The 20774-nt window shown below is 38.9% G+C and carries 16 protein-coding genes; 8 read left to right on the top strand and 8 right to left on the bottom strand.

Annotated elements, in window-relative coordinates; all coding sequences use genetic code 11:
* Positions 1-302: 302 nt before the first annotated feature.
* Entirely contained in the window at positions 303-2285 is a 1983-nt protein-coding gene (locus BWD42_RS05135; protein ID WP_077433786.1) for a hypothetical protein, read from the top strand.
* Positions 2240-3937 (top strand): hypothetical protein, encoded by a 1698-nt coding sequence (locus BWD42_RS05130; protein ID WP_077433784.1) that lies wholly within the window; start codon positions 2240-2242, stop codon positions 3935-3937. Before BWD42_RS05135 ends, BWD42_RS05130 begins: the two co-directional genes overlap by 46 nt.
* On the opposite strand, the gene BWD42_RS05125 is transcribed toward BWD42_RS05130, so the two are convergent.
* The 4 genes from BWD42_RS05125 to BWD42_RS05105 form a co-directional block, all read right to left on the bottom strand.
* Complete coding sequence (locus BWD42_RS05125; RefSeq protein ID WP_077433782.1) at positions 3934-4293, bottom strand: integrase core domain-containing protein; 360 nt, start codon at positions 4291-4293, stop codon at positions 3934-3936. The two genes, BWD42_RS05130 and BWD42_RS05125, sit on opposite strands and share 4 nt — an antisense overlap.
* Positions 4294-4322: 29 nt before the next feature.
* Positions 4323-6755, bottom strand: a complete 2433-nt coding sequence (locus BWD42_RS05120; RefSeq protein WP_077433780.1) for an ATP-binding protein — start codon at positions 6753-6755, stop codon at positions 4323-4325.
* Between the two features lie 48 nt (positions 6756-6803).
* The gene (locus BWD42_RS05115; protein ID WP_077433778.1) at positions 6804-7091 is read right to left on the bottom strand and encodes a hypothetical protein; all 288 of its coding nucleotides are present in this window, start codon (positions 7089-7091) and stop codon (positions 6804-6806) included.
* A 380-nt stretch (positions 7092-7471) separates the two neighbouring features.
* Positions 7472-7918: a hypothetical protein gene (locus BWD42_RS05105; RefSeq protein WP_139351023.1), complete on the bottom strand. Its 447-nt coding sequence runs from the start codon at positions 7916-7918 to the stop codon at positions 7472-7474.
* 993 nt (positions 7919-8911) lie between these two features.
* Between BWD42_RS05105 and BWD42_RS05100 the strand changes: the two genes are divergently transcribed.
* Genes BWD42_RS05100 through BWD42_RS05090 form a run of 3 tightly spaced genes read left to right on the top strand, consistent with a single transcriptional unit; the run spans position 8912 to position 14919 of the window.
* A complete protein-coding gene (locus BWD42_RS05100) occupies positions 8912-12274 on the top strand; it encodes a SusC/RagA family TonB-linked outer membrane protein (protein ID WP_175991956.1) in 3363 nt (1120 codons plus the stop codon).
* A gap of 10 nt (positions 12275-12284) precedes the next feature.
* On the top strand, positions 12285-13643 hold the full coding sequence (locus tag BWD42_RS05095; RefSeq protein WP_077433770.1) for a RagB/SusD family nutrient uptake outer membrane protein: 1359 nt from the start codon (positions 12285-12287) through the stop codon (positions 13641-13643).
* Between the two features lie 19 nt (positions 13644-13662).
* Positions 13663-14919: a TlpA family protein disulfide reductase gene (locus BWD42_RS05090; RefSeq protein ID WP_077433768.1), complete on the top strand. Its 1257-nt coding sequence runs from the start codon at positions 13663-13665 to the stop codon at positions 14917-14919.
* Positions 14920-14993: 74 nt separating this feature from the next.
* Here BWD42_RS05090 and BWD42_RS05085 read toward each other — a convergent pair whose 3' ends face one another.
* Positions 14994-15218 (bottom strand): hypothetical protein, encoded by a 225-nt coding sequence (locus BWD42_RS05085; RefSeq protein ID WP_077433766.1) that lies wholly within the window; start codon positions 15216-15218, stop codon positions 14994-14996.
* A gap of 467 nt (positions 15219-15685) precedes the next feature.
* Between BWD42_RS05085 and BWD42_RS05080 the strand changes: the two genes are divergently transcribed.
* Together BWD42_RS05080 and BWD42_RS05075 are read left to right on the top strand one after the other, a co-directional pair.
* On the top strand, positions 15686-16462 hold the full coding sequence (locus BWD42_RS05080) for an SDR family NAD(P)-dependent oxidoreductase (RefSeq protein ID WP_077433764.1): 777 nt from the start codon (positions 15686-15688) through the stop codon (positions 16460-16462).
* A gap of 61 nt (positions 16463-16523) precedes the next feature.
* The gene (locus BWD42_RS05075) at positions 16524-17444 is read left to right on the top strand and encodes a helix-turn-helix domain-containing protein (protein ID WP_077433762.1); all 921 of its coding nucleotides are present in this window, start codon (positions 16524-16526) and stop codon (positions 17442-17444) included.
* A gap of 42 nt (positions 17445-17486) precedes the next feature.
* On the opposite strand, the gene BWD42_RS05070 is transcribed toward BWD42_RS05075, so the two are convergent.
* A complete protein-coding gene (locus BWD42_RS05070) occupies positions 17487-18047 on the bottom strand; it encodes a hypothetical protein (RefSeq protein ID WP_139351022.1) in 561 nt (186 codons plus the stop codon).
* A gap of 93 nt (positions 18048-18140) precedes the next feature.
* Positions 18141-18572: a hypothetical protein gene (locus BWD42_RS05065; protein ID WP_077433758.1), complete on the bottom strand. Its 432-nt coding sequence runs from the start codon at positions 18570-18572 to the stop codon at positions 18141-18143.
* Between the two features lie 481 nt (positions 18573-19053).
* Between BWD42_RS05065 and BWD42_RS05060 the strand changes: the two genes are divergently transcribed.
* Positions 19054-19959, top strand: coding sequence for a hypothetical protein (locus BWD42_RS05060; RefSeq protein ID WP_077433756.1), 906 nt, complete (start codon positions 19054-19056; stop codon positions 19957-19959).
* A gap of 38 nt (positions 19960-19997) precedes the next feature.
* Here BWD42_RS05060 and BWD42_RS05055 read toward each other — a convergent pair whose 3' ends face one another.
* Complete coding sequence (locus BWD42_RS05055; protein ID WP_139351021.1) at positions 19998-20192, bottom strand: hypothetical protein; 195 nt, start codon at positions 20190-20192, stop codon at positions 19998-20000.
* Between the last annotated feature and the right edge of the window lie 582 nt (positions 20193-20774).

Below are 20774 nucleotides of genomic sequence, written 5' to 3'. Positions count from 1 at the left end.
CACAAGTTATTTAGCTCATAGGGCGGATAATAATCAATTATAATGTTAATAGATTTTGGATAAGGGTAATACGTATTTCGCTAACTCGGTTAGCATGCAACAAATTTTGGAGTTTGAAATAGCTTTTCCAGGAGAAGAATAGAAACGATTTGATTTTTATTTAAAGGGTAGTGTCGATTTACGGTTTGAGTTAATTGTCTCACAAAAAGATTTTCATAGGACAAGGCTGCGATCAATCCCTTCCGAGAGAATATACAGGTTATAATAATTGATCCGGACAAGTTAATTAATTGAACGTAAAAATGAAACATACCGAGCCCCATGCTAAAATATACAATGATCTTGCCGATAAGATTCTAACGGGTAAGACGTTTAGCTTTGGCAAAGCAAGTTTTTCTGAATCAGAGAAAAATGCTTATTCATCCTTTTTAAAAATAGAAGGTGAGGAAATTGTAGTTGAGCCAGATGAAATGCTGTGTGCCACTATAATAAATAAAATGGATAAGCTATTCAATCAGCCGGCAAGCTCCGGATTGAAGGTTAGTTTAGAACGGTCATTAGAAGTATGTTATTATTTCAGAGGAAATAGGAATGAAATAAGGCGGTTCAATGTTATTGAAAAGAGATTCATAAAATCATCGGTTATTTCTACAGTTGGAGATAGTTATGTGGATCTCGGGGGTGCTCTGGAACTAAGTAAGGCACTGTATTCAGAATTGCTGACTGTCTTTGTATGTCATCTTGATACATTAGGTTCTGCCTCCGAAACACTATATAATATCACAACTTCTCTTTGGGATTACTTTCCGCTTAGTAGCAATAGAACTAGCATGCTTCAGAATCTGTTCACGAAAGTTGTTTATATTAGCGCTAAGGATACCGGACTTGCTGAGGAATATTTGGACCGGCTATTGAAGTCAACTCCCTATCGTACAGAATTGATAGCCTCGGTTCTTGCCGGTATTTTAAGTGCCGAGAAGCCCAAATATGATGCATTGAATCAACTTATTGCCGATGATAAACATCATGAAGCAATTGCAATAGCGCTTAACGCGACAATAACCTCTGATCCGATTTTAGCTGCCGATTATTACGCAATGTCTGAAACGGTTTTTGATAGTAACAATGATATCAAAAGGATTCTGACATTCTTTTATCAGCGGATGGCTAACAACGATAGCATGGCAGATGAAGAACTAAAAGCAAAATGTCTGCAACGTATTGAACAGCTCTGTATATCAGCCGATACAGAGCTGGTGATTATCGGCTTAAGGGGATTAGGTAATTTAAGTCAAAAATATAGTGAGTTTGCCTTTCGAATTATTGATGGATTGGCGGATCGATATTGTGAAAGTGCGATATTTTCTTCCTGTTTAGATGTATTATATAGTCATCAAAGCTGTGCCGATTTTTTTAAACTTGTAGTCAAGCGGGTGTTAACTGTTAAAGAAGTATTTAACGCAAGTCAGACTGAAATCGTTCTTTCTGTCCTGTATGAAAACCATCGACATTCATTCGATAGCGGGCTGATTGGTTTACTTATAGATCCTAGAGGTGTTGTGAGATTTGCAGGCGTTTCGATACTAGCACAGATAATCAATACATTCGACCGTCACTTTAGGTTTTCCATCGATTTAACTGCTCTATCATCTTTAAATCAATATAAACTATGGGTATCATTATTGGATGATGATGCGAGAGTATTGGATTTTATGCCCCTGATACTGCCCCTCTTGCATAGCAAAAATGCGTTTGTCGTAGAAAGCCTTATGGACAGGATATTGGAGGAAATCAAAAACTATGGTTCCACCGTATATTCAACTTTGGAAAACAATATAGCTGATGATAATCCCAAGAAAGCTGAACTGCTATCCCGTGTCCAGAAAGAAATGGATATCGAGTTCTCAAAAAACTATGAAAAGTTAAAAATAAAAGAACTGGATCCCCGTTTCACACAGTCGGCACTACTCCGTAAATATTACGAAATATTTGAGAAGAGAATGTCTGAACAGCTGGAGGAGCAAGTAGATAAAAGTTCGATTGTCCGTCAGTTGGCTACTACTATTAATGTTTCCAAAGGAGGTGGCTATTTAGATAAGGTTTCAGGCAAAGTCATGGAGTTGAAAAAAATTGCTTATGAAAAACAATTTCCAGCAAAATACTTTTCAGACCCGGAGAATATCGATGCGGAAAGAATGAATAAAATATTACAGTTAGATTGGTCAAAAGAATTTAAAGAATGCGAAGCGATAATATCTTCATACGAGAGTACCTCGAAACCTTAAAGGAGGACCGAGAGTTGGATGCCTTATTCCCATTATTACTTTCTGTGATGGGATTTCGCATCGTGACTACTGCAAAGGAGTCCAAAGGACAAAATCAATATGGCAAAGACATTATAGCGGTAGGGAAAGATGGCGAGGGGAAAGAGTGGCGATACTACTTTGAGCTTAAAGGGCAGAAGGACAAGGATATTACGGACAAAAATTATCTCAGTCCGGATGGTGTGAGGGAATCCATTTTAGCGGCAAAAGATACTGCATTCAATGATAAGTCAATTCCTGGATTTGACACGCTGCCTGTGAAAATAATATTTGTTCATCCAGGAACAGTTAAGATGAGTGTTCGTCCCACTTTTGATGGTTTTATTGCGAGGGAATTTAAAGAGGGTGAGTTCGAGCGTTGGGACATCTATAAGTTGACCGATTTGTTTTCCGAACACCTGTTTAATGAATATCTATTGACAGATGAGCAAAGCGTTCGATATTTCAAACGAACATTGGCATTATTGGACGAACCAGAATATAAGTTTATAGACTTTAAGAATCTTGTCGATCTTCAGATTGAAAAAATAGGAGACCGATTCACAGGTAGGGAATTTCAAAAATTCTTTGCTACACAGCATTTGCTTTGTCACGTTATCCATCGATATGCCAAGGATGCCGATAATCTTGAACCAGCTAAAATCTGTCTTACCTATTTATTGCTCAAAACTTGGGCCTGGATTCTTCGTTTTAAAAAGGAGAATGAGACAAAGGTAAGGCGTGAGTTTGACAAGCTGGTAGGTGTTCATTACTTGATGCTGTCGGAGTACTTCAAAAAAACATTACCACTTGCTTCTGAACACATCGGTCTTTTTTCTCCAGCCGGACAGTATTTCGAGCGAGTTGGATATCCACTACGATCATTTGAGTACCTAAATTATCTGATATATTTTTTCCAGGTCAGACTTCATTTTCCTAGAGATTATAAAGTTGAAAATCCGAAGGTCTGGAAGCGGATCAGGAAAAAGCAAAAGGAACAGTTGTTCCGTTTGGTAGAAAACAACAATGGTTGTACAAGACCATTATTGGATAATCATTCTATTGCTATACTCAATGTCGTTTTGTTTACATTGGATCGGGACGGTTTTGAGAGTGAAGATCTGAGGTTTACAGGTCAGTTTATCGTCGATGTGCTTAATAATATCAATACCATTAAAAAAATTAAAGGCAGATTTCCATTAGTATCAAATGATGAAAATGTACTTATTGAAAAGGTGTTAGATATCGAAACGAGTAAATATATTGATACGTCCAGTTTACTGATAAATATACTATTCGAGCTTATTGCTGTATTCGAGGCAGAAGGAGTGTATGATATGTTCGTTGAGCATTTTAGGGGTCAAATAGATTTACAGGTAGCCTATCCATACCGTGATAAGTATGATATTGAGCAGTTGTTGTTCGAGAAGCAATTGAACGATGAGCTTTATGTGGAACATTCTATCAAATTGCCACAAGCTTTTGTGGAGTACCGTGACAAATTAAAAACTCTGCCGCTGAATACATTTAATTATCGTACGGATGAGGCAGGGTATTCATATTTGCGAACACTAGCTCATGTATTCTACAAAACAGATATTTTTCCTGGGGAATGGAGGCAATTATTTCATTAATTCAAAAGTAAACTTGTTGGAGCAGATTTGCTATTGTTATCCTGTTGGAATGAGGGAAACTCGGAGAGTTTCCCATATTTTGACAGAAACTCCGTCGGCGACAACTGCCCCAGCGAGGAGTGTGGCCTAACATTATTGTACATCCAGACCCATGCATTAGCATATTTTCTGGCCTCCGCGAGGCTCTCAAACATATAACAGTCTAGAACATCTTGCCTGAAGGTCCTATTGAACCGTTCGATTAAGCTGTTCTGTGTCGGTTTACCTGGCTGTATAAACTCCCATTGTATATTCTTATTCGCACACCATTCGCGCATAGCCTCAGCTACGAATTCAGGCCCATTGTCCGAACGGATCTTCTCTGGTTTCCCGCTGTGTCATTGGATTAAAATCTGCTAATTGCCGCAGCAAATTGTGGACTTGAATTAATGTCAAGAATAATTTCTTTTAATTTTTTCCAGTAGGTTTTATTTAATTGTCGAGACAGTTCCTTACAAACTAAGTATGCAAGATTTTCTTCAAAATTTAGCCACTTTTCATCATATACGATTTCTGTCCTTGCAGAGTTCAGATTGAGATCCTTAATTCCAGTAACATCAACAATAAATAATATAGGAATAGGCCAATTTAATTGTACTTGTTGTGATCTTGCTTCCCAAAATGATGGAAAAACATTTACTGGAACTTCAATGCCATGTAAAGCTATAACAGCTTTGGAAACAGCTATTCTTGATGTAGAATCCCTTAAATCAGCATCGCCATCTTCGTCAATTTCAATTGATTTGGATACTTTTTCAATTTCATTTATCTTAATTTTAATAGACCTCTCAAGTGTAAAATCAACCCCATCAACGTTAACCTCTTTGGAAGTTAATTCAACTTCTTTTACTGGTATTCCACCATTATCTAAAATTGCTACTAATCCTTTACCGTGAATTCCAAACTCATTGTCTGGAAAATCAAATGAAACTTCTTTTATATTGCCATCAGGTTTCCATGAATAACCTTTTAAATCATTCAAATTTAAATTCTTGAATTCTTCCCCTGTATGAATAATTGTTTTAGTGGGTGTAATTATTTCAATTGGAAATGGAGGATGTGGTAGAATTCTGGTTATTGATTCAATTTTTTTCTGATCTGTATAATATTTCCACGGATGATTTTTTCTTAAAATAAGTTGAGTTTGTGTACCAGGTTCCTTAATTGCACCTTCTCGGATCCAGAAAATACTATCATGCCCTTCTAAAATAATTTCAAGGGGGTCCCCAGATTCATAAGGGCCCTTTAACCTTTTAGTATTTACCTTTAAAAAATCCGATACCATAAAGCACGATAGAACTCCAATTCCAAATCTGGAAATAGGAGTGTAATCTAAATTGACTTCTGTTTTTAATTCGTAAAATTCAGGTGATTTATAGTAAGAAGTTCCAACGCTGGAATAGAAACGATTTACTATATCAATATCCATTCCTGTTCCATTGTCATTAACCTCCAAAAATTCATCATCGCCATCATTAAAAAAACGTATTGTTATTTTAGGTTCAAACGGATTACCCCAGGTTTTAGACATGGCCTGTCTTACCAAACACGCGTCTATTGAATTCTGAATAAGTTCTCTTAAAGCGACCTCAGGGTTAGCATATAACTTCGTTCCCATTAGTAAATCAATTACTTGGGTTTTGTTTAAAGTAAACTTTGTCTCCTGGAAATTATATATTGGTTTTCCTGAACCGATCTTTTTCAGTGGGCCGATTTTGGACCGATCTACATTTAACGGTAGGTTAATTTTGTAATATTCTGGAAATGGATTTCTTATAGAATCATGAAGTCTATTTAATATTGCATTTGCTGCTGCTAATTCTCGATCAATTAAGTCACAAAATTGACGTATTGCTAATTCAATTGCAGGATGTTCACATCTTGCTTGGAACCTTATGTTAGATGTGCTAATATCCCATGCATCTATGGAGCGATGCTTTTGCCATTCCTTTAAAGAAATTGGATTTCTGACAGCTAAATGTGCGAATAGAACAGACGGTGTTCTTTTAGCATCAAAATCGAGTATATCTGCTAACCTCAGTATCATGCCAATAAATGGCATGCAGGCATATATGGTCGGTCCGCATAGTAATGAAGTATCTAATTCAAATAAAGAAGCCGCATCTTCATTATGGCTAAAACAAAGCTGTGCAAATTCATTAGTAAGATCAATATCGCGATATCGAATTTTACCATTCCAATCTTCTTCAATAATTTTCACCGCTCGTTCTGCATGTGTACTTCTTATGTACTCAGAAATAAGATGTTTTTTTAATAAATCTGCTTTTGTATCTAATCCACTTTTTCTAAATGAAGCAATTTCTTCAAGTAACGATGGAAACCCAGAACAATATTTTTTGAACTGTATATATTGATCATTTGAGGTATCTTTTAACGGATCGTCATCCCAAAGTGTTTTCCAAATGTTCACATCAATATTTGATGCGGCCATGCCAATATCGTGAAAAAGTGAAGTCAATATTAGTAGCATCAATTCAGGAACTGATAGTTGCCTAATTGTCGGGGCAGGAATCAGTTTCTCCATAATTTTTAAGACTCTAAATAAGTGTTCTCCATCATGAAGTGTATATTCTCCCATATTCTGGACAATAATCTTAGTTCGTTCATAAGCATAAAATGCAGCCTCATCTACTAAGTTTATTACATTTTTCCCAGAAGGGTCTGAACTGCATTTTAATTGTAGTTCAATATATAGTTCACTGTTTAATAAACCTGATTGTGTCTCTTGTCTCCAATCGTCTTTATTTATGTTTGTCATAGGTTATGAGCTATTATTTCTAGTATTTCTGCATATCGCGTTCAATTTTTAAACATAACATTCATCGGGTAATAAGAATCCAAGAGCGGATAACTCTCGCTTTGCTCGTTCATGTATAACATAATTATTCCCAGGATTGTGCCTCCATGTTCCGTCTATGTTTAATGCTGCTTGATTACCATCATTAAAATGGATATGAATTTTATCATGTACATCAGGCAAGGTTTTGTTTTCCCAAGTTTCAGGCTGTTGGAGCAAATCCTGATGCAGAAGATCAAGAAATTTAATGGAGCTCATTCTGTCTGAGACTTTCAATTCGTACAATTGATTAACCATGTTTTTTAATAAATTTTAAAATCCTTTTTACCAATTTAGAGAAGCGATATCCTTTATTATCACTGCGAAAAGTAATATCATCAACGTGCAAAAGAAAAGATGTCCAATTAAGAACATTGTCCGCTTTTTCCTTGGTTCTTCTTTTGCTTGATAGCTTTTCCAGCTATAATACAAACCTATTGGAGCCAATATTAATGGGACTAATACAGATAATGGTGTTATCGCCGATATCAATATTAAATAATCCTGACGTAAAGGCGACAAAAGCATAACTAGTAAAATCAAGATTAATGACGCAATGGTATAGAATCTAAATATTTTTATAGATTTTTTTAAATATTTAGGTTGTTCTATTGTACGCATATAGTTATTGAAATTATTTACTTTTTCCTCCTGTTATTAGCTTCTCTATTGTATTCTTTTATCTGTTCCAATTTGAGTAAATATTCCTCCTCAGTGTTGATTCGTAAATCTGGAAATCTAAGATTACATAAAGTACCCAATTCCTCGCCAAAAGTTAGTTCTAGCTTTGTGATTTCCTCAATTTTAATGCTTTCGTCCTCCTGCGAGATTAAATAATCAATTCTACTTGATTTTACCTTCGAATTCTCAACAACCTCCTTCTTTGGAAGAATTTCAAATTGGTACCTATCTTTCAATATGATTCCCAATCCAGTGAGTTTCGGGGCATATTCTATTTTTTCTATTCCGTCGAAATAATCAACGCCAAAAACTTCATCAATGAAAGAGCTATGTTGTTTTTTTAATAAAAGCTTTAGTAATAAAAATTCTTTGCAACTGAAATTTGGATATTTTAAATTTTTCATATCAGAGAGTTTAGGCACCTCGATATTTGTCCATGCACTAATTTCTGATAATTGATAGCTTGAATTTATTATAATGTTTGACAGGTTTTGTTTCCAAATCATATTTTACACTTATTATATTTTTGTTTTGATATTATGACAAGTGTTTCTTATCTTTGTAATAATTAATAGCGATAAAGTAGGGTATAGCCCTAACTTAACGATGTTACTCATGAACGAAAACGACCAAAAATTCCACATGAGCAATCGTGAGTTCGCCATTTCTATTAGATTTTCATATCTTAGCGGTATAGTCTAATAGGGCGAACTTCATGTCGGTCTTTTGTGGAAAATAATCTTTGGATTATTGGCGCTTGGTCGTGCCACGTTCAAAAGCATTGAAGTTCGCCCTATTGGTTTTAGAGCAAATTAACTTCTTCAATGATTGATTGACATCGTTCCATATAAACCAAAAATGATTATGAGAACGAAACGAACACACACCACCAGTCACCCACATTCGATCAGAGATCGTTTGACTGGTTATTCACGCAAATCACTTTTAAAGAACATCTTTCGCGCACCTGAATAAGGCGCGCTCAATCAAAACAGGCTGTAAAGAGCAATAAAAAGGGGAGGATTTGACTTTCCTTAAAACGAAAAGGTACTGAACCTAGTTCAGTCTAATTTCCCTCTTTATATCCCTGTCACTGACCTATACATTTAAATGATTGCATAAAAAGGTAATATTGGCCAATGATATGAGCTTGTTTTAATCTTTCACCTTAAAATTAAGCAAAGTTTTATTGAATCCAAACTTTTAACCGTTAGTTTTTATTGTAATACAATAGCATGTTATGGGTCGGTTATCGTTTTATTCCGGTAGGAAGCGCCATAATTATTTCCTAATCAATGCCGTGTAACCGTTTTGGCGGCGCTTTTCGGATAAGCTAATTCTTTATTGTTGGATCAGCACGAGCCATAGTTATGGCGCTTGCGCAACACATTTTTAAAATGCAAAAATTTTGCAACGGGGAGCGTATTGCCTTTTTAGCAGGAGTGGTCAGTGAACCAGCTCCCGCAATTTCGAATATTTTTAACTGCCTTTCCAAGGCTTTGAAGAGCACATCGATGTTTTTGACATGTATTGCATTGTTTCATATGGTTAGTTTATCAGCTCAGACGCCCCGCAAGGACAGCGGGGCCGATGGGCTTACTCGACATGAGTTAAAAGGACGCATTGTATCCCATTATGAAAAGCCATTACAAGGTGTGTCCATCCGTGTGGATGCTGAGAATTTACAGATTAAGAGTGCCAATGATGGCACTTTCCAACTGCTGGTCAGAGATCGAAAAGGTAAGATAAAGTTCACTTATGTGGGCTTTAAAAGCCAAGAGGTCAGGTACACCGCTGGAACTGATCTTGTGATCAGATTGATACCCGAAGATAACAAGCTCGAAGAGGTAGAAGTAGTCTCCACAGGATACCAGAAGATTCCCAAGGAAAGGGCGACGGGTAGTTTTGAGTTTGTGGACAATAAACTACTCAATCGAAAGGTATCCACTGATTTCGTCAGTAGGTTAGAGGATGTGATACCCGGCTTTACCGCTAACAAAACAGGAAATAGCCGCGGTAGCTACTTAAATGTAAACGTTAGGGGGTTGAGTACGCTCTTTTCGGAAAAGTTTCCCTTGATAGTTATCGACGGTGTACCTTACGATATCTCAAATCCAGGGCTCGGACCAGGGATTTTCACCAATATTAATCCAAATGATATTGAGAACGTCACCGTACTAAAAGATGCCGCCGCCGCATCTATATGGGGTGCCCAGTCTGGGAATGGTGTTATTGTGATCACCACCAAAAGGGGTAAGTTCAATGAACAGACCAAGCTTTCGTTTAACTCGAATATCAGTATTAAAGCTAAGCCCGATCTATACTACTACCCACAGATGAGTAGCTCGGATTATATCGATGCACAACAATATATCTTTGATCAGGGGAAATATAACAGCTGGTTTAGGAACAAATTTAGAAACCCGCAGCCTGTCCTATGGTTAATGTATGCTAGGAAAAACGGTACACTATCTGAAGCCGATTTTAACGAGCAAATTGCACTATTAAAAGCTGCTGATCTGCGGGACGATTTCTTGAAATACATCTACCGTCAGGCTGTCAATCAGCAGTATAACATCCAGTTGCAGACGGGGAGCGATAAAGTAAATACACTATTTTCTGTTGGCTATGATAAGAACCTGAACGATGTGGTTACTTCTTCCTTTAAGCGACTGAACTTAAAGTCCAATACGCAGATCAAACCTGTCAAGAACATGATCTTGGATATTGGTCTATCGTACACAGATTCCAAAAATGAGAATTCGTACTTTCCGGTAGCTTATAACCGTATGGCAAAAGGGGTGAAGAATTACCCTTATATGTGGCTTGCGGATGAAAATGGCAATCCATTAGCGGTAGATATCAGTGGGTTGAATCCCACATTTAGAGATACGATAGCCGGAGGTAGGCTATTGGACTATTCTTATGTGCCACTCGACCAGTTAAATGATTCCAGGGAGACGCAACAGATCCGCGAATTCTTCGCCAATATCAATGCAAGCTATTCCTTCGACTTTGGATTGAAATTAAACTTGTTATATGCATATCAAAGGACGATGAATCCAACGGAAATATGGAAGGGTATAGGTACCTTCCAGCATCGGGATGAGATCAATTCTTTTGCGAGCTGGAATGATCATGCGGTCACTTGGAATCTGCCCGTAGGCGACTTTTTGGGAATCGTAAACTGGGATAGCTACAACCACCAAAGTAGAGCGACAGCAGACTACAGTAAAAAATGGAATGAGAACCATGAGATTTCGCTGTTTGCCGGCATGGAGGTACGCAAAAATGAACAGAAGGTAACCTCAAGCCAATACAGCGGTTATGATCCAGAGACCGGGGCATTTAAATCTGTGCCTTATGGTATTCAGGTGCCCATGTTGAATGGTTTATTCGGAACCTCCACGATAACGGATGTAAATGTATTTAAGCGGTTCCGTAATAATTTTGTGTCTTACTTTGCCAATGGAGCTTATACCTATGCCAACCGTTATTTGCTGAGCGGCAGTTTCCGTAAAGATGCATCAAATCTGTTTGGGGTGAAAAGTAACGATCGCGGACAGCCATTCTGGTCTGTCGGTGCTGCCTGGATCTTGTCCAACGAACCGTTAATAGCTAACAGTGTCTTTAATTTCCTAAAGCTCCGGGCTACCTATGGCTATAACGGTAATGTGAACAATTCGGTTTCAGCATATCCTATCATGTCGATACAGAGTGAAGCACATTATATGACCAATCAAAACTATGGTATGATCATGACGCCGCCTAATCCCAGATTGCGATGGGAGCGGATAGGGATCACAAATGTGGGGCTTGATTTTTCACTCCGGAATAATAGCTTATCGGGTAGTATAGAGTATTATGTGAAAAATGCAAAAGACTTGATTGCGCCGGATCGTATTGACCCGAGTACGGGTTTCTCTACCCTGATGGTCAACAGTGGTAATATCCGTACCAAGGGCTGGGATATCTCACTTAATAGTATACCGCTACAACGAAAGAACTGGACATGGTCAAGTAATCTGGTCTTCTCATACGCGCGCACAAAAGTGCTGAAATCATATGTCCAAAATGAAAATGGAAAGGATTTTATCAGCTCAGCACAGTCCGGTACCATGACACCCATCGAGGGAATGGATCTGTATAGCCAGCTGGGCTATAAATGGGCTGGCTTGGATCCCAGTACGGGTGAACCCCGGGCATATATCAATGGGGAAATCTCCAAAGACTATACGGCGATATTGGGTCTCAATGTCAGAGATCTTGAAAACTATGGATCGACTGTACCACTCTATACAGGCGGATGGCGGAATAGCGTCCGTTATAAAACGGTGGAGCTGTCATGGAATATTTCCTATCAATTGGGACATAAGTTTTTGAGAAATTCATTTGACAATAACCTGTTCTTAAATAGTGATATCGGACATACGGATTATGCCTTGCGTTGGCAGAAACCGGGAGATGAACTACATACCGATGTGCCAGCATTTAAATATCCGGCGGATCTGGGCAGTCAGGTCTATATGCGCTCATCGGCTCTATTGGAAAACGGGGGACAGATCAAACTGCGCGATATTCAATTGTCCGTTAGCCTGCCGTCGCTATCCCGTTTTAAAGTACAGAATGCTAAAGTTTATGGGTATATACAAAACGTGGGGACGATATGGCGGGCGAATAAATTCGGGATTGATACGGAATATGGTTTTAATATTCCTGATCCGATGATGTCCGCGCTCGGTCTAAGTTTTAATTTTTAATCCGATCATTATGAAAACAATATATTTCTTTATTGGCATGTTCACCATGATGATGTTGGCTGCCTGTAGCAATTTTTTGGAAGAGAAGCCTGATATCAAAATGGTAATCCCCAAAAGCTTAAATGATGCTGAGCTGCTGCTCAATGACTATAGTACGATGAATGCAGGCTATCCTGCTGTGGGCGAATGGGGCACAGACGAATATTATGTCACGGCAGAAACCTTTGATGGAATGATGACCGTGGATCAGCGCAATGCTTATATCTGGAAAGATGAGCCTTACTTTGATGTAACACAGTGGCAGGGGCCCTATAAAACTGTTTTTAACGCTAATCAGGCGCTCGAAATCATAAGCAAGCTAGGTGAGGAGGCCGCTGGTGAGAAAGGACAGCAGCTAAGGGGAATTGCTCATTTCTTTAGGGCATTTGCTTTCCAGCAACTAACAGAGGTGTTTGCTCCGCCATACGATGGTGCAACAGCTTCTACGGAAATGGGTATCCCATTACGCCTTGACCCCGCTATTGACAAATCGTCGGAGCGGGCGAGCTTAAAGCAGTCCTATGAGCAGATTATTTCGGATTATAAAATGGCCGCCTCTTTATTACCACCAAAGGAGGCTATACCCGGGCGTCCCTCAGCCGCAAGTGCTTATGCAGGTCTAGCTAGAGCTTATTTATATATGGCTGAATATGAAAAAGCATACCGATATGCTGATTCGAGTTTGCAGCTTCATGCCGATTTATTGGATTTCAATGATCTCAATGCGGATATCGAGCTGCCTATTGGACGATTTAATAGTGAGGTGCTATTTGCTGCTATTACCAATAATGCGGGGCCAATGAGTTTAAACAATGGGTTGGTGGATTCCAATTTATACGCAAGTTATACTGCTAATGATCTTAGAAAGCTGTTGTTTTTTAGGAGCAACGATTATCCCAAAGATTCGTACAGTTTTAAAGGAAATTATGATCAGTCCTTAGCAACTCTTTTTGTAGGGCTAACGACAAGTGAGATATATCTTATCAAAGCCGAATGTGCCGTTCGTATTGGGAAGGTCAATGAGGGATTAGCCGCGCTAAACGCATTGCTAAAAAATAGGTTCGGTAAAAATAGCTTTACTGCAGTGGCCGAAACTGATACCAATATCCTATTATCTATCATACTGCAGGAGCGGCAGAAAGAACTATTATTTCGGGGAAGGCGTTGGTCTGACCTGAAACGGTTAAATCTAGATCCAAGATTTCAGAAAACTATACAAAGAAATATCCAAGGGCTAACGTATAGCTTGGCACCAGATAGTCGGAAATATGCTTTCCGGTTACCGGAGCCTGCAGTCCTTATAGGGAAAATACCTCAAAACTTACGCTAAACAATTAACACGTTAAAACATGAATCATTTAAAACAACTATTCATTCCATTTATCTTATTGATCCAGACGATTAATACTTCAGCCCAGACAGCTGAAAATACAATATCCAAGGAGGCTTTAAAAATTGGCGATACCTTTGTCCCCCCAAGCGCTATTCAGCAAATGCGCGGTACGGGAAAACCATTGGATCTTCAAAAGCTGGCAGGCAAAGTGGTGATATTGGATTTTTTTGACACCTATTGTGGTACCTGTATACAGTCTATGCCCAAGTTGCAAAAGCTACAGGACAAGCTGAAAGATAAAGTTCAGATCATCAGTGTAACTTGGCAGGATAAAGCAACACTCGAAAAGTTCTTCGCCGGGAACAGTTACCTTAAAGAAAATAAGGTCAATTTGCCCGTTATCTATGCCGATGTTTATTTAAAACAGCGGTTCCCGCATCTAAGTGTCCCGCATGTTGTATTTCTTTACAAAGGAGGTGTGAAAGCGATAACCAGCAACAAGTTAGTAACCGAAGAAAACATACTGGAGCTCTATAAAAAAGAACTAATAGACTTACCCTTAAAGGATGATTTTGGTAAGGGAGACCTGATCGGACGAAACAAGGAGGAAACTGGACCTGTTAAATATGGTGTTTGGATAGCTGGTTATCAAAACGGCGCCCCTTTCGAATCCTTAAGAATAAAAAAAGACAGCCTGACAAATATGATCAAAACCTCTTATTACAATGCCTCGATCAGTAGCGCCGTTAAATTCATTTGGGCAAAAGTAAGTCCGTCTAGCTATGTGCCAAGGCCGGAAAGACTTATACTAAAGGTTAAAAACCCGGATCAATACCAAGATGTTGAAGCTAAGGGAGAGGTATGGTCGCTGGAGCATGCGCTGTCCTATGAGCGTATAGATAAAATTTCAAGACCAGATTCGCTACAGGCACGATTGGTACTGAATGATCTACATAGTTTTTTAGGGATACGATCGTATAAAGCGATGAAAAAAATTCCTTGCCTTATATTACAGCCCTGTCCAGCACGGCCCCGTCCTAACGATACGCCTGCTAATGGGATGATATATGAGAATAGTGCAGTCTTGGCGGTCATGACGGACCTAGGTGGCAAATTTCCACCTGTTTTAGACCGTGTCAATAGCAAAGAAAAAATACAGATCGCACCCTATGAAACCCTGGCGGAGTTTAACGCACAGCTCGCAACTTACGGTATTGAAGCGGTACTGGGCGAGGAGGAGATGGAAGTATTGGTGATAGAAGAAACACAGTAAACAGCAAAAATATAGGGTATGAATTTTCATACCCTATTACTTGGTTAGCGAACGCTGATGTTTTAACGATATTCCTATCGCGATTTTAATCGCACATTTGTACCGTTTATCTGATTTTGCAATGAATTGATGATTTCATTTTTCAATGCATCAGTGATAACCGGTGAACCTGCAGAATTTGTCGCCTGAAGGGCACACATCTGTTCTGTCGGTGTTTCACATGATGGCGGAGTTTCTCCTGCCAATGTATAGTGCGATGGTTGTGATGGGTCTGAACCCGTAAAACTGAACCAACTCATGATTATGTCGGCTTTTACATGATTTAAAAGCCATAAAATTTAAAGTTCCTAATTTTGTTATATGAATATTCCGTATATTCATAAGGGTTATAATTGATCATCTTGTTTATAACAGGATGGCCACATAAAAGCTTCCATGCTGTGGAGGCTTTTATTACTAAAGTGGTCTTTATTCCCTTACCCATTGAGGGAAAGACTGCAAACTTGCGTCGGTATCTTTTAATACCTTTTTCTATATACTTCATCATCCTATTTTTATTCTTCTTTGCATTTTATTCGTTTGTCTATTACAAAGTACCGCATACTTTACAACCTAAAATCGGGTCTGACGGTAGTATTTTACTTTTTTCAGTGACGCTTTTGAAAGTGAAACCACCCTTAATTTGGTTAGACATTTCCCCAATTCGGCTACAATTAACTCTACGCTGATCAGCAACTTTGTCCTATTAAATTTTAAATAAATTAATATGAGGACAAATGAAATTAAAGTGGCTCTTGTTACAGGCGCCAATACTGGTGTCGGTTTTCAGATAGCCAAAGCACTTGCCGATAATGGATATCATGTGTTTGTAGGATCAAGAAATTTACAAAAAGGAGAAGATGCAGCCAACCGGATCGGAGGTGCTGCACAAGCCATTCAGCTGGATATTACCGACAGTGAATCAATCAAAAATGCTGTAAATAAAATAGAAAGTGAATTTGGGTATCTTACTTTGCTGGTCAATAATGCAGCCATTTCAAATGCAGGTGTTCCGGGACGCACAATGTGGGAAATCCTTAGTGCCCAGAAGGCAAGCACCACATCAATAGATGAAATGCGTCAGGTATGGGATACCAATGTGTTTGGTACCCTAGCCATCACTCAGGCTCTTTTACCCTTATTGCGGAAGGCAAAACAATCAAGAATCGTTACCGTGTCAAGTTCACTAGGTTCGCTTACCCTTAATGCAGATCCAGACAATACCTTTCGTAACGGATTTGATGCAGTATATGGTGCTTCCAAGACTGCCTTGAATGGTGTCTTCCTGTCTCTTGCCAATGAATTGGAAAATACGAATGTTAAGGTTAATCTGGTAAGCCCGGGCTTTACGGCGACCGCGCTAAACAACTTTGAAGGTACCGATACGGTAGAAGAAGGATCTCTTGAACCTATACGCGTTGCGCTGGCAGAAGATATTCCGAATGGAAGCTTTACCGGACCGGCTACTTATCGTACAGAACAAGGCGGTCAAGTTCCGTGGTAGAGCCTTGCGGCCTATAAAAACCTGTAGCAAAAGCGTTACAGGTTTTTTATAAATTTATACTATGAAAAAGAAAGAGGACACATTAAGACGCTTTATATCCATATCTGAGAGTCATGAGGCCTTTGGTCTACCAAAACCTCAGCACCCCTTGATAAGTCTGGTACATTTTAATCAGGACAATCCATTTAATACGGATATGGCACCGATCTATGATATCTTAAGTTTTTATAAAATAACGTTTATTACAAAGAATAGCGGAAAACTGAAGTATGGTAGGGACTATTATGATTTTAATGAAGGAAGCATGCTTTTTCTTGCTCCCAATCAATTGGTTGGCAGCACAGAATATAACAGGGATACTTATGCTTATCTGCTGCTGATTCATCCTGACTTTTTTATGGGTTATCCCTTGGCACATAAAATTAAGAAGTACGGCTATTTTTCTTATTCTGTGAATGAAGCCTTGCATTTATCTGATCAGGAAAGGGAAACCATGATAGCTATCCTGAACATCATGAAAAATGAACTGGACAATCGGATAGATGAATTCAGTCAAGAAGTCATTATTTCCCAGATTGAGTTAATGCTGAGCTATGTCAACCGATTTTATAAGCGGCAGTTTATCACTCGGAAAAATATAAACAATGATATTTTACAGAAGACAGAAGCCCTATTGGATGATTATCTGAACGGGGAGAATTCCGCTAATCAAGGTATTCCCACGGTACACTTTCTTTCAGAACAGTTGAATATTTCTGCTGGGTATCTAAGCGATATGCTACGTTCACTCATTGGTCAGAGTGCCCAACAGTTCATCCACCATAAACTCATTGAAAAAGCAAAAGAGAAATTATCGACGACGAACCTTACCGTAAACGAAATTGCATATGAATTAGGGTTTGAGCATGCACAAAGTTTCAGTAAACTGTTCAAGAAGAAAACTTCCCAAACGCCACTGGAATTTAGGGCGATGTTTAATTAAAGGAGCTGTAAACTTTCTTTTGACTTATATGCTGGCAATGGTTCATTGTCGCTTTTTACTTTCATAAAGTGTTTTTGGGTCGATATATAAAAATTCGCTCATCAATTTATTGTTCAGATTGTACCATAGGGTAGGCATGAGTTCCTTTAATTTTATATACCTGTCCGTGGCATCCTTGGCCATAATAAGTCCTTTTTTATTAAAAAAATCAGATTTCCGCTGCCGCATGATACTCACAAAATGATGCATGCTCGGGTATTTGTCTTGTAACTCCTGCAAAATGGAAAGGGGTATACAGGCAAGGGTAGTCTTGCTGAGAAATTGAATACACAGGTCCTGGCTGCTAAAACTATACTCGTGCTTGGTGCCCGTAAAGTAATGGCCCTCCGTAGCAATCCAGTGCAGATAGGGCTTTCTAAGCTGCGTCTCATAGGCACCTACCATACCGTCTAGTACATAGCACCAGTAGGGACGGCTCTCGTCCTCCCGGCAATAGATCTGTCCTCGCTTCGCCTTGCGGAGTATGCTGTACTTTATTAATTCATCGCGACAGCGATCTTCTATGCCAAAATATGCATTTAAATGTTGGATAAAGCGTTTCACTTTTAATATACTGTAAATGAATAGTTCACGAAAAAGCAAAAACGCCATGAGAGAGATATGGCCCATGGCGTTTGTTAGGTTATTTTAAATAATCTATAGTAGTTTATAGTAAATCCTGACAATCAGATGCCCCTCTAATCGGTGGCTGAAGATTTCATTCGCTTCAGATTCTACTGGTATCTCTGGAGTATCTGACTGAATCTTGTTTGACTCATACTCGGTCACCTTGACCGAATCTCGGGATAGAGTGCTGGTACTTTTTTCATTGGTCTGCTTATCCAAAGTGATGTCCGCACGATTGTTGATCGCAAAGGCGATCTCTTGGGCAAGATTGTTTTTGAAGTCTGATGATAACGATATCAGATACTCAACTTGGCTCTCCGAAAGTTCAAAGCGAGACATAAGCCAGCTGTGCAGGCTGAGTAGGATCAGATTTTGCTCCATCATCTGGAGTTCGATGGTTGAGCCGTATAGCTGTTCTAACCATTGCCTGACACCTTCCTTATCTAATGTGTATTTCTTCATACTCTTTAGTCTGTTTGGCGGTTCCTAAAGCTCAGACAATAGCAGCATGCCAAGGCTATGTCCTAGACAATTAGTATTCACCGTTGTTAAAAAATTAAATTAGTTCTATAATTCGATCGAACAGCGAATCTAAAACCTAATCCCTAAAAAGTGAAGGAAATGAAGTCTGAGATCGGTGAAAATGAAATTGGTTTCGTCGAAACAAGTATGAAACACGCTTGAAAGCCACTTAAACGCATTTGCAAACGCTACGAAGCCATTAATTGAATCTATGATAGTGTGTAAAGGAAACGTTACTTTCATTGAGGATACGTATTATTAACTTTGAGGTTAATTTTGTTGTAAGCCTATTATGATAACACTTAAATCTTTCTTTCGCTCCTGGTATGGAAATTTGGGTATAATATTACTATTAGCTTGTATTTCCTCTTTTCTGGTCACGTTTTACACGACTGAAGAAGCTTTGTTTTCGAGTATAACTATGGAAAAACATGGTTTGGTATTTCTTTTTAGTTGGGTTTTAATGCTATTGGCGATAGTGGCTGTTGCCTTCGTCATATACAAACTTGACTCGCACACATTTCTCGGACAAAATGAAATATTTCGTTATCCGCTCCAATTTCTGATCCTGGTGCTTCTTTTGGGCGCTATTGCGCTGAGAGTAGTCTATAAAATCTATTTGGCTCTGTTTGGTGTAGATTTGCAACAAAAGGATTATTTTGAAAGGGACTTTGTTGTCGTTATGTTCTGCCTGATTATGGTTCAATTTTATTATGCCTTTCGAAAGGAAAGAAAGATTAGTAACTATAGGGAAAAGCGGGTAAAAGTAATGCAAAAGTGGCATCTGCAAAAAGAGGAGCAGATAAGAGCAGCGGAAAAAAATAGTAATGAGCTTCGGCTATATTATGAAAATGAATTGAATGAACTTAGAAGTCGGAAGCAGCGATTGCGTGCCAACCACGATCGTTTAAGTATCCATGAAAATAGACTAAAAGCCTGTCTCAAAGAGGCCACTGAACAAGTTGAGGTAATGATAGGTGCTGTCAATGAACGGGTAAGAATACCGCAGATCGCGTATTTTTATCTGAAAGAAGGATCCGCCAAGTCCAAGTTGGTGGATGTACGTCTGCTGGATGGCCGCGAGGGTACGGTTGATATAGATTCATTGGCAAAAATCGAGAAACAATGGCCCAATTTATTTTTCCGCGCCGGTCGGGGGCTGTTGATACAGCATTTGGCTATAAAAGATCAACACAGAGTCGGGAGTGATTATATTGTGGAGTTATTTGGTGCACATCAGGAGCAGTTGAAAGTACCAGCTGAGGCTTATAATAGACTGCTAAAGATGAGGGAAGAATGGGCATTGGTGAATGCAAGATCAGAGTAAGGGGCGAGTTTGCGCCCCTTGATCATGACTTTAAACATTTAAAGTCGCTCAATAACTTCCGCTAACGGCAAGTCATAGTATGCTGCAAATTCATGTACGGTAAGGTGCTGGTGCCTGGCCTTGCCATAGGCATCTTTTGCCTGCTGGTATTTGCGCTGCGCCTGTCTGGGACTAAGGTCTAGTACGGTAGCAACATACTTTGCACTGATACACAGTCGGTATTTTTTAGTCATAGGAAATAAGGCTGTGGGATTGTCTAGGGACATAGTGGGGTATGCCGTGGACAATACCTAGTGGTACGATGATTCTCCTGTCAGCTGGATACCTCTCTGTCCATATTTGTGCATTGCTCGGTTTTACGGACAGCCCTTAAGAAAGAAAGTTAATAATTTACAATTAACGATCTTTGTATTTGTTTTGTTTTAAATATTTGTATTACAATATTTTGAATATGCTTAATTAATCTGTTACATACGATTATATTTGTCATTCTTTAATATATACTATCTTCCGATATCGCGGTAGGCGGCTTTGGCGCAGCGCCTACAATCTATTCGTATATTATCTACGATTAGGCTACTGATAACTGTGGCTATCTAGTAACTATTTGGTAGTTCTCTAGTACCTTTTTGGTAGAGCATTGGTACCTTTTCATTACATCCCTGATAGACTTACAGTAGTTAAACGCTAGGACATCAAGTACAAATGGTGCCATATCCTGTCATTTCGAGTCATATCATGTCAATTTAAGCCATGTTGGCCATATCTGGCCATTTTGGACAGTGCTCGTTTCCAGTCTCTACATCTTTGTGTTG

The sequence above is a fragment of the Sphingobacterium sp. CZ-UAM genome, assembly GCF_002000245.1.
Lineage (GTDB): Bacteria > Bacteroidota > Bacteroidia > Sphingobacteriales > Sphingobacteriaceae > Sphingobacterium.
The sequence above is the reverse complement of the archived record's forward strand: the minus strand, read 5'-3'. Positions and strand labels throughout refer to the sequence as shown.

Excerpts from the sequence above, each read along its gene's own strand:
- BWD42_RS05135 (WP_077433786.1), top strand. The coding sequence starts at position 303 with ATGAAACATACCGAGCCCCATGCTAAAATATACAATGATCTTGCCGAT.
- BWD42_RS05130 (WP_077433784.1), top strand. The coding sequence starts at position 2,240 with ATGCGAAGCGATAATATCTTCATACGAGAGTACCTCGAAACCTTAAAG.
- BWD42_RS05120 (WP_077433780.1), bottom strand. The coding sequence starts at position 6,755 with ATGACAAACATAAATAAAGACGATTGGAGACAAGAGACACAATCAGGT.
- BWD42_RS05115 (WP_077433778.1), bottom strand. The coding sequence starts at position 7,091 with ATGGTTAATCAATTGTACGAATTGAAAGTCTCAGACAGAATGAGCTCC.
- BWD42_RS05105 (WP_139351023.1), bottom strand. The coding sequence starts at position 7,918 with ATGAAAAATTTAAAATATCCAAATTTCAGTTGCAAAGAATTTTTATTA.
- BWD42_RS05100 (WP_175991956.1), top strand. The coding sequence starts at position 8,912 with ATGCAAAAATTTTGCAACGGGGAGCGTATTGCCTTTTTAGCAGGAGTG.
- BWD42_RS05095 (WP_077433770.1), top strand. The coding sequence starts at position 12,285 with ATGAAAACAATATATTTCTTTATTGGCATGTTCACCATGATGATGTTG.
- BWD42_RS05090 (WP_077433768.1), top strand. The coding sequence starts at position 13,663 with ATGAATCATTTAAAACAACTATTCATTCCATTTATCTTATTGATCCAG.
- BWD42_RS05085 (WP_077433766.1), bottom strand. The coding sequence starts at position 15,218 with ATGAGTTGGTTCAGTTTTACGGGTTCAGACCCATCACAACCATCGCAC.
- BWD42_RS05080 (WP_077433764.1), top strand. The coding sequence starts at position 15,686 with ATGAGGACAAATGAAATTAAAGTGGCTCTTGTTACAGGCGCCAATACT.
- BWD42_RS05075 (WP_077433762.1), top strand. The coding sequence starts at position 16,524 with ATGAAAAAGAAAGAGGACACATTAAGACGCTTTATATCCATATCTGAG.
- BWD42_RS05065 (WP_077433758.1), bottom strand. The coding sequence starts at position 18,572 with ATGAAGAAATACACATTAGATAAGGAAGGTGTCAGGCAATGGTTAGAA.
- BWD42_RS05060 (WP_077433756.1), top strand. The coding sequence starts at position 19,054 with ATGGAAAAACATGGTTTGGTATTTCTTTTTAGTTGGGTTTTAATGCTA.
- BWD42_RS05055 (WP_139351021.1), bottom strand. The coding sequence starts at position 20,192 with ATGACTAAAAAATACCGACTGTGTATCAGTGCAAAGTATGTTGCTACC.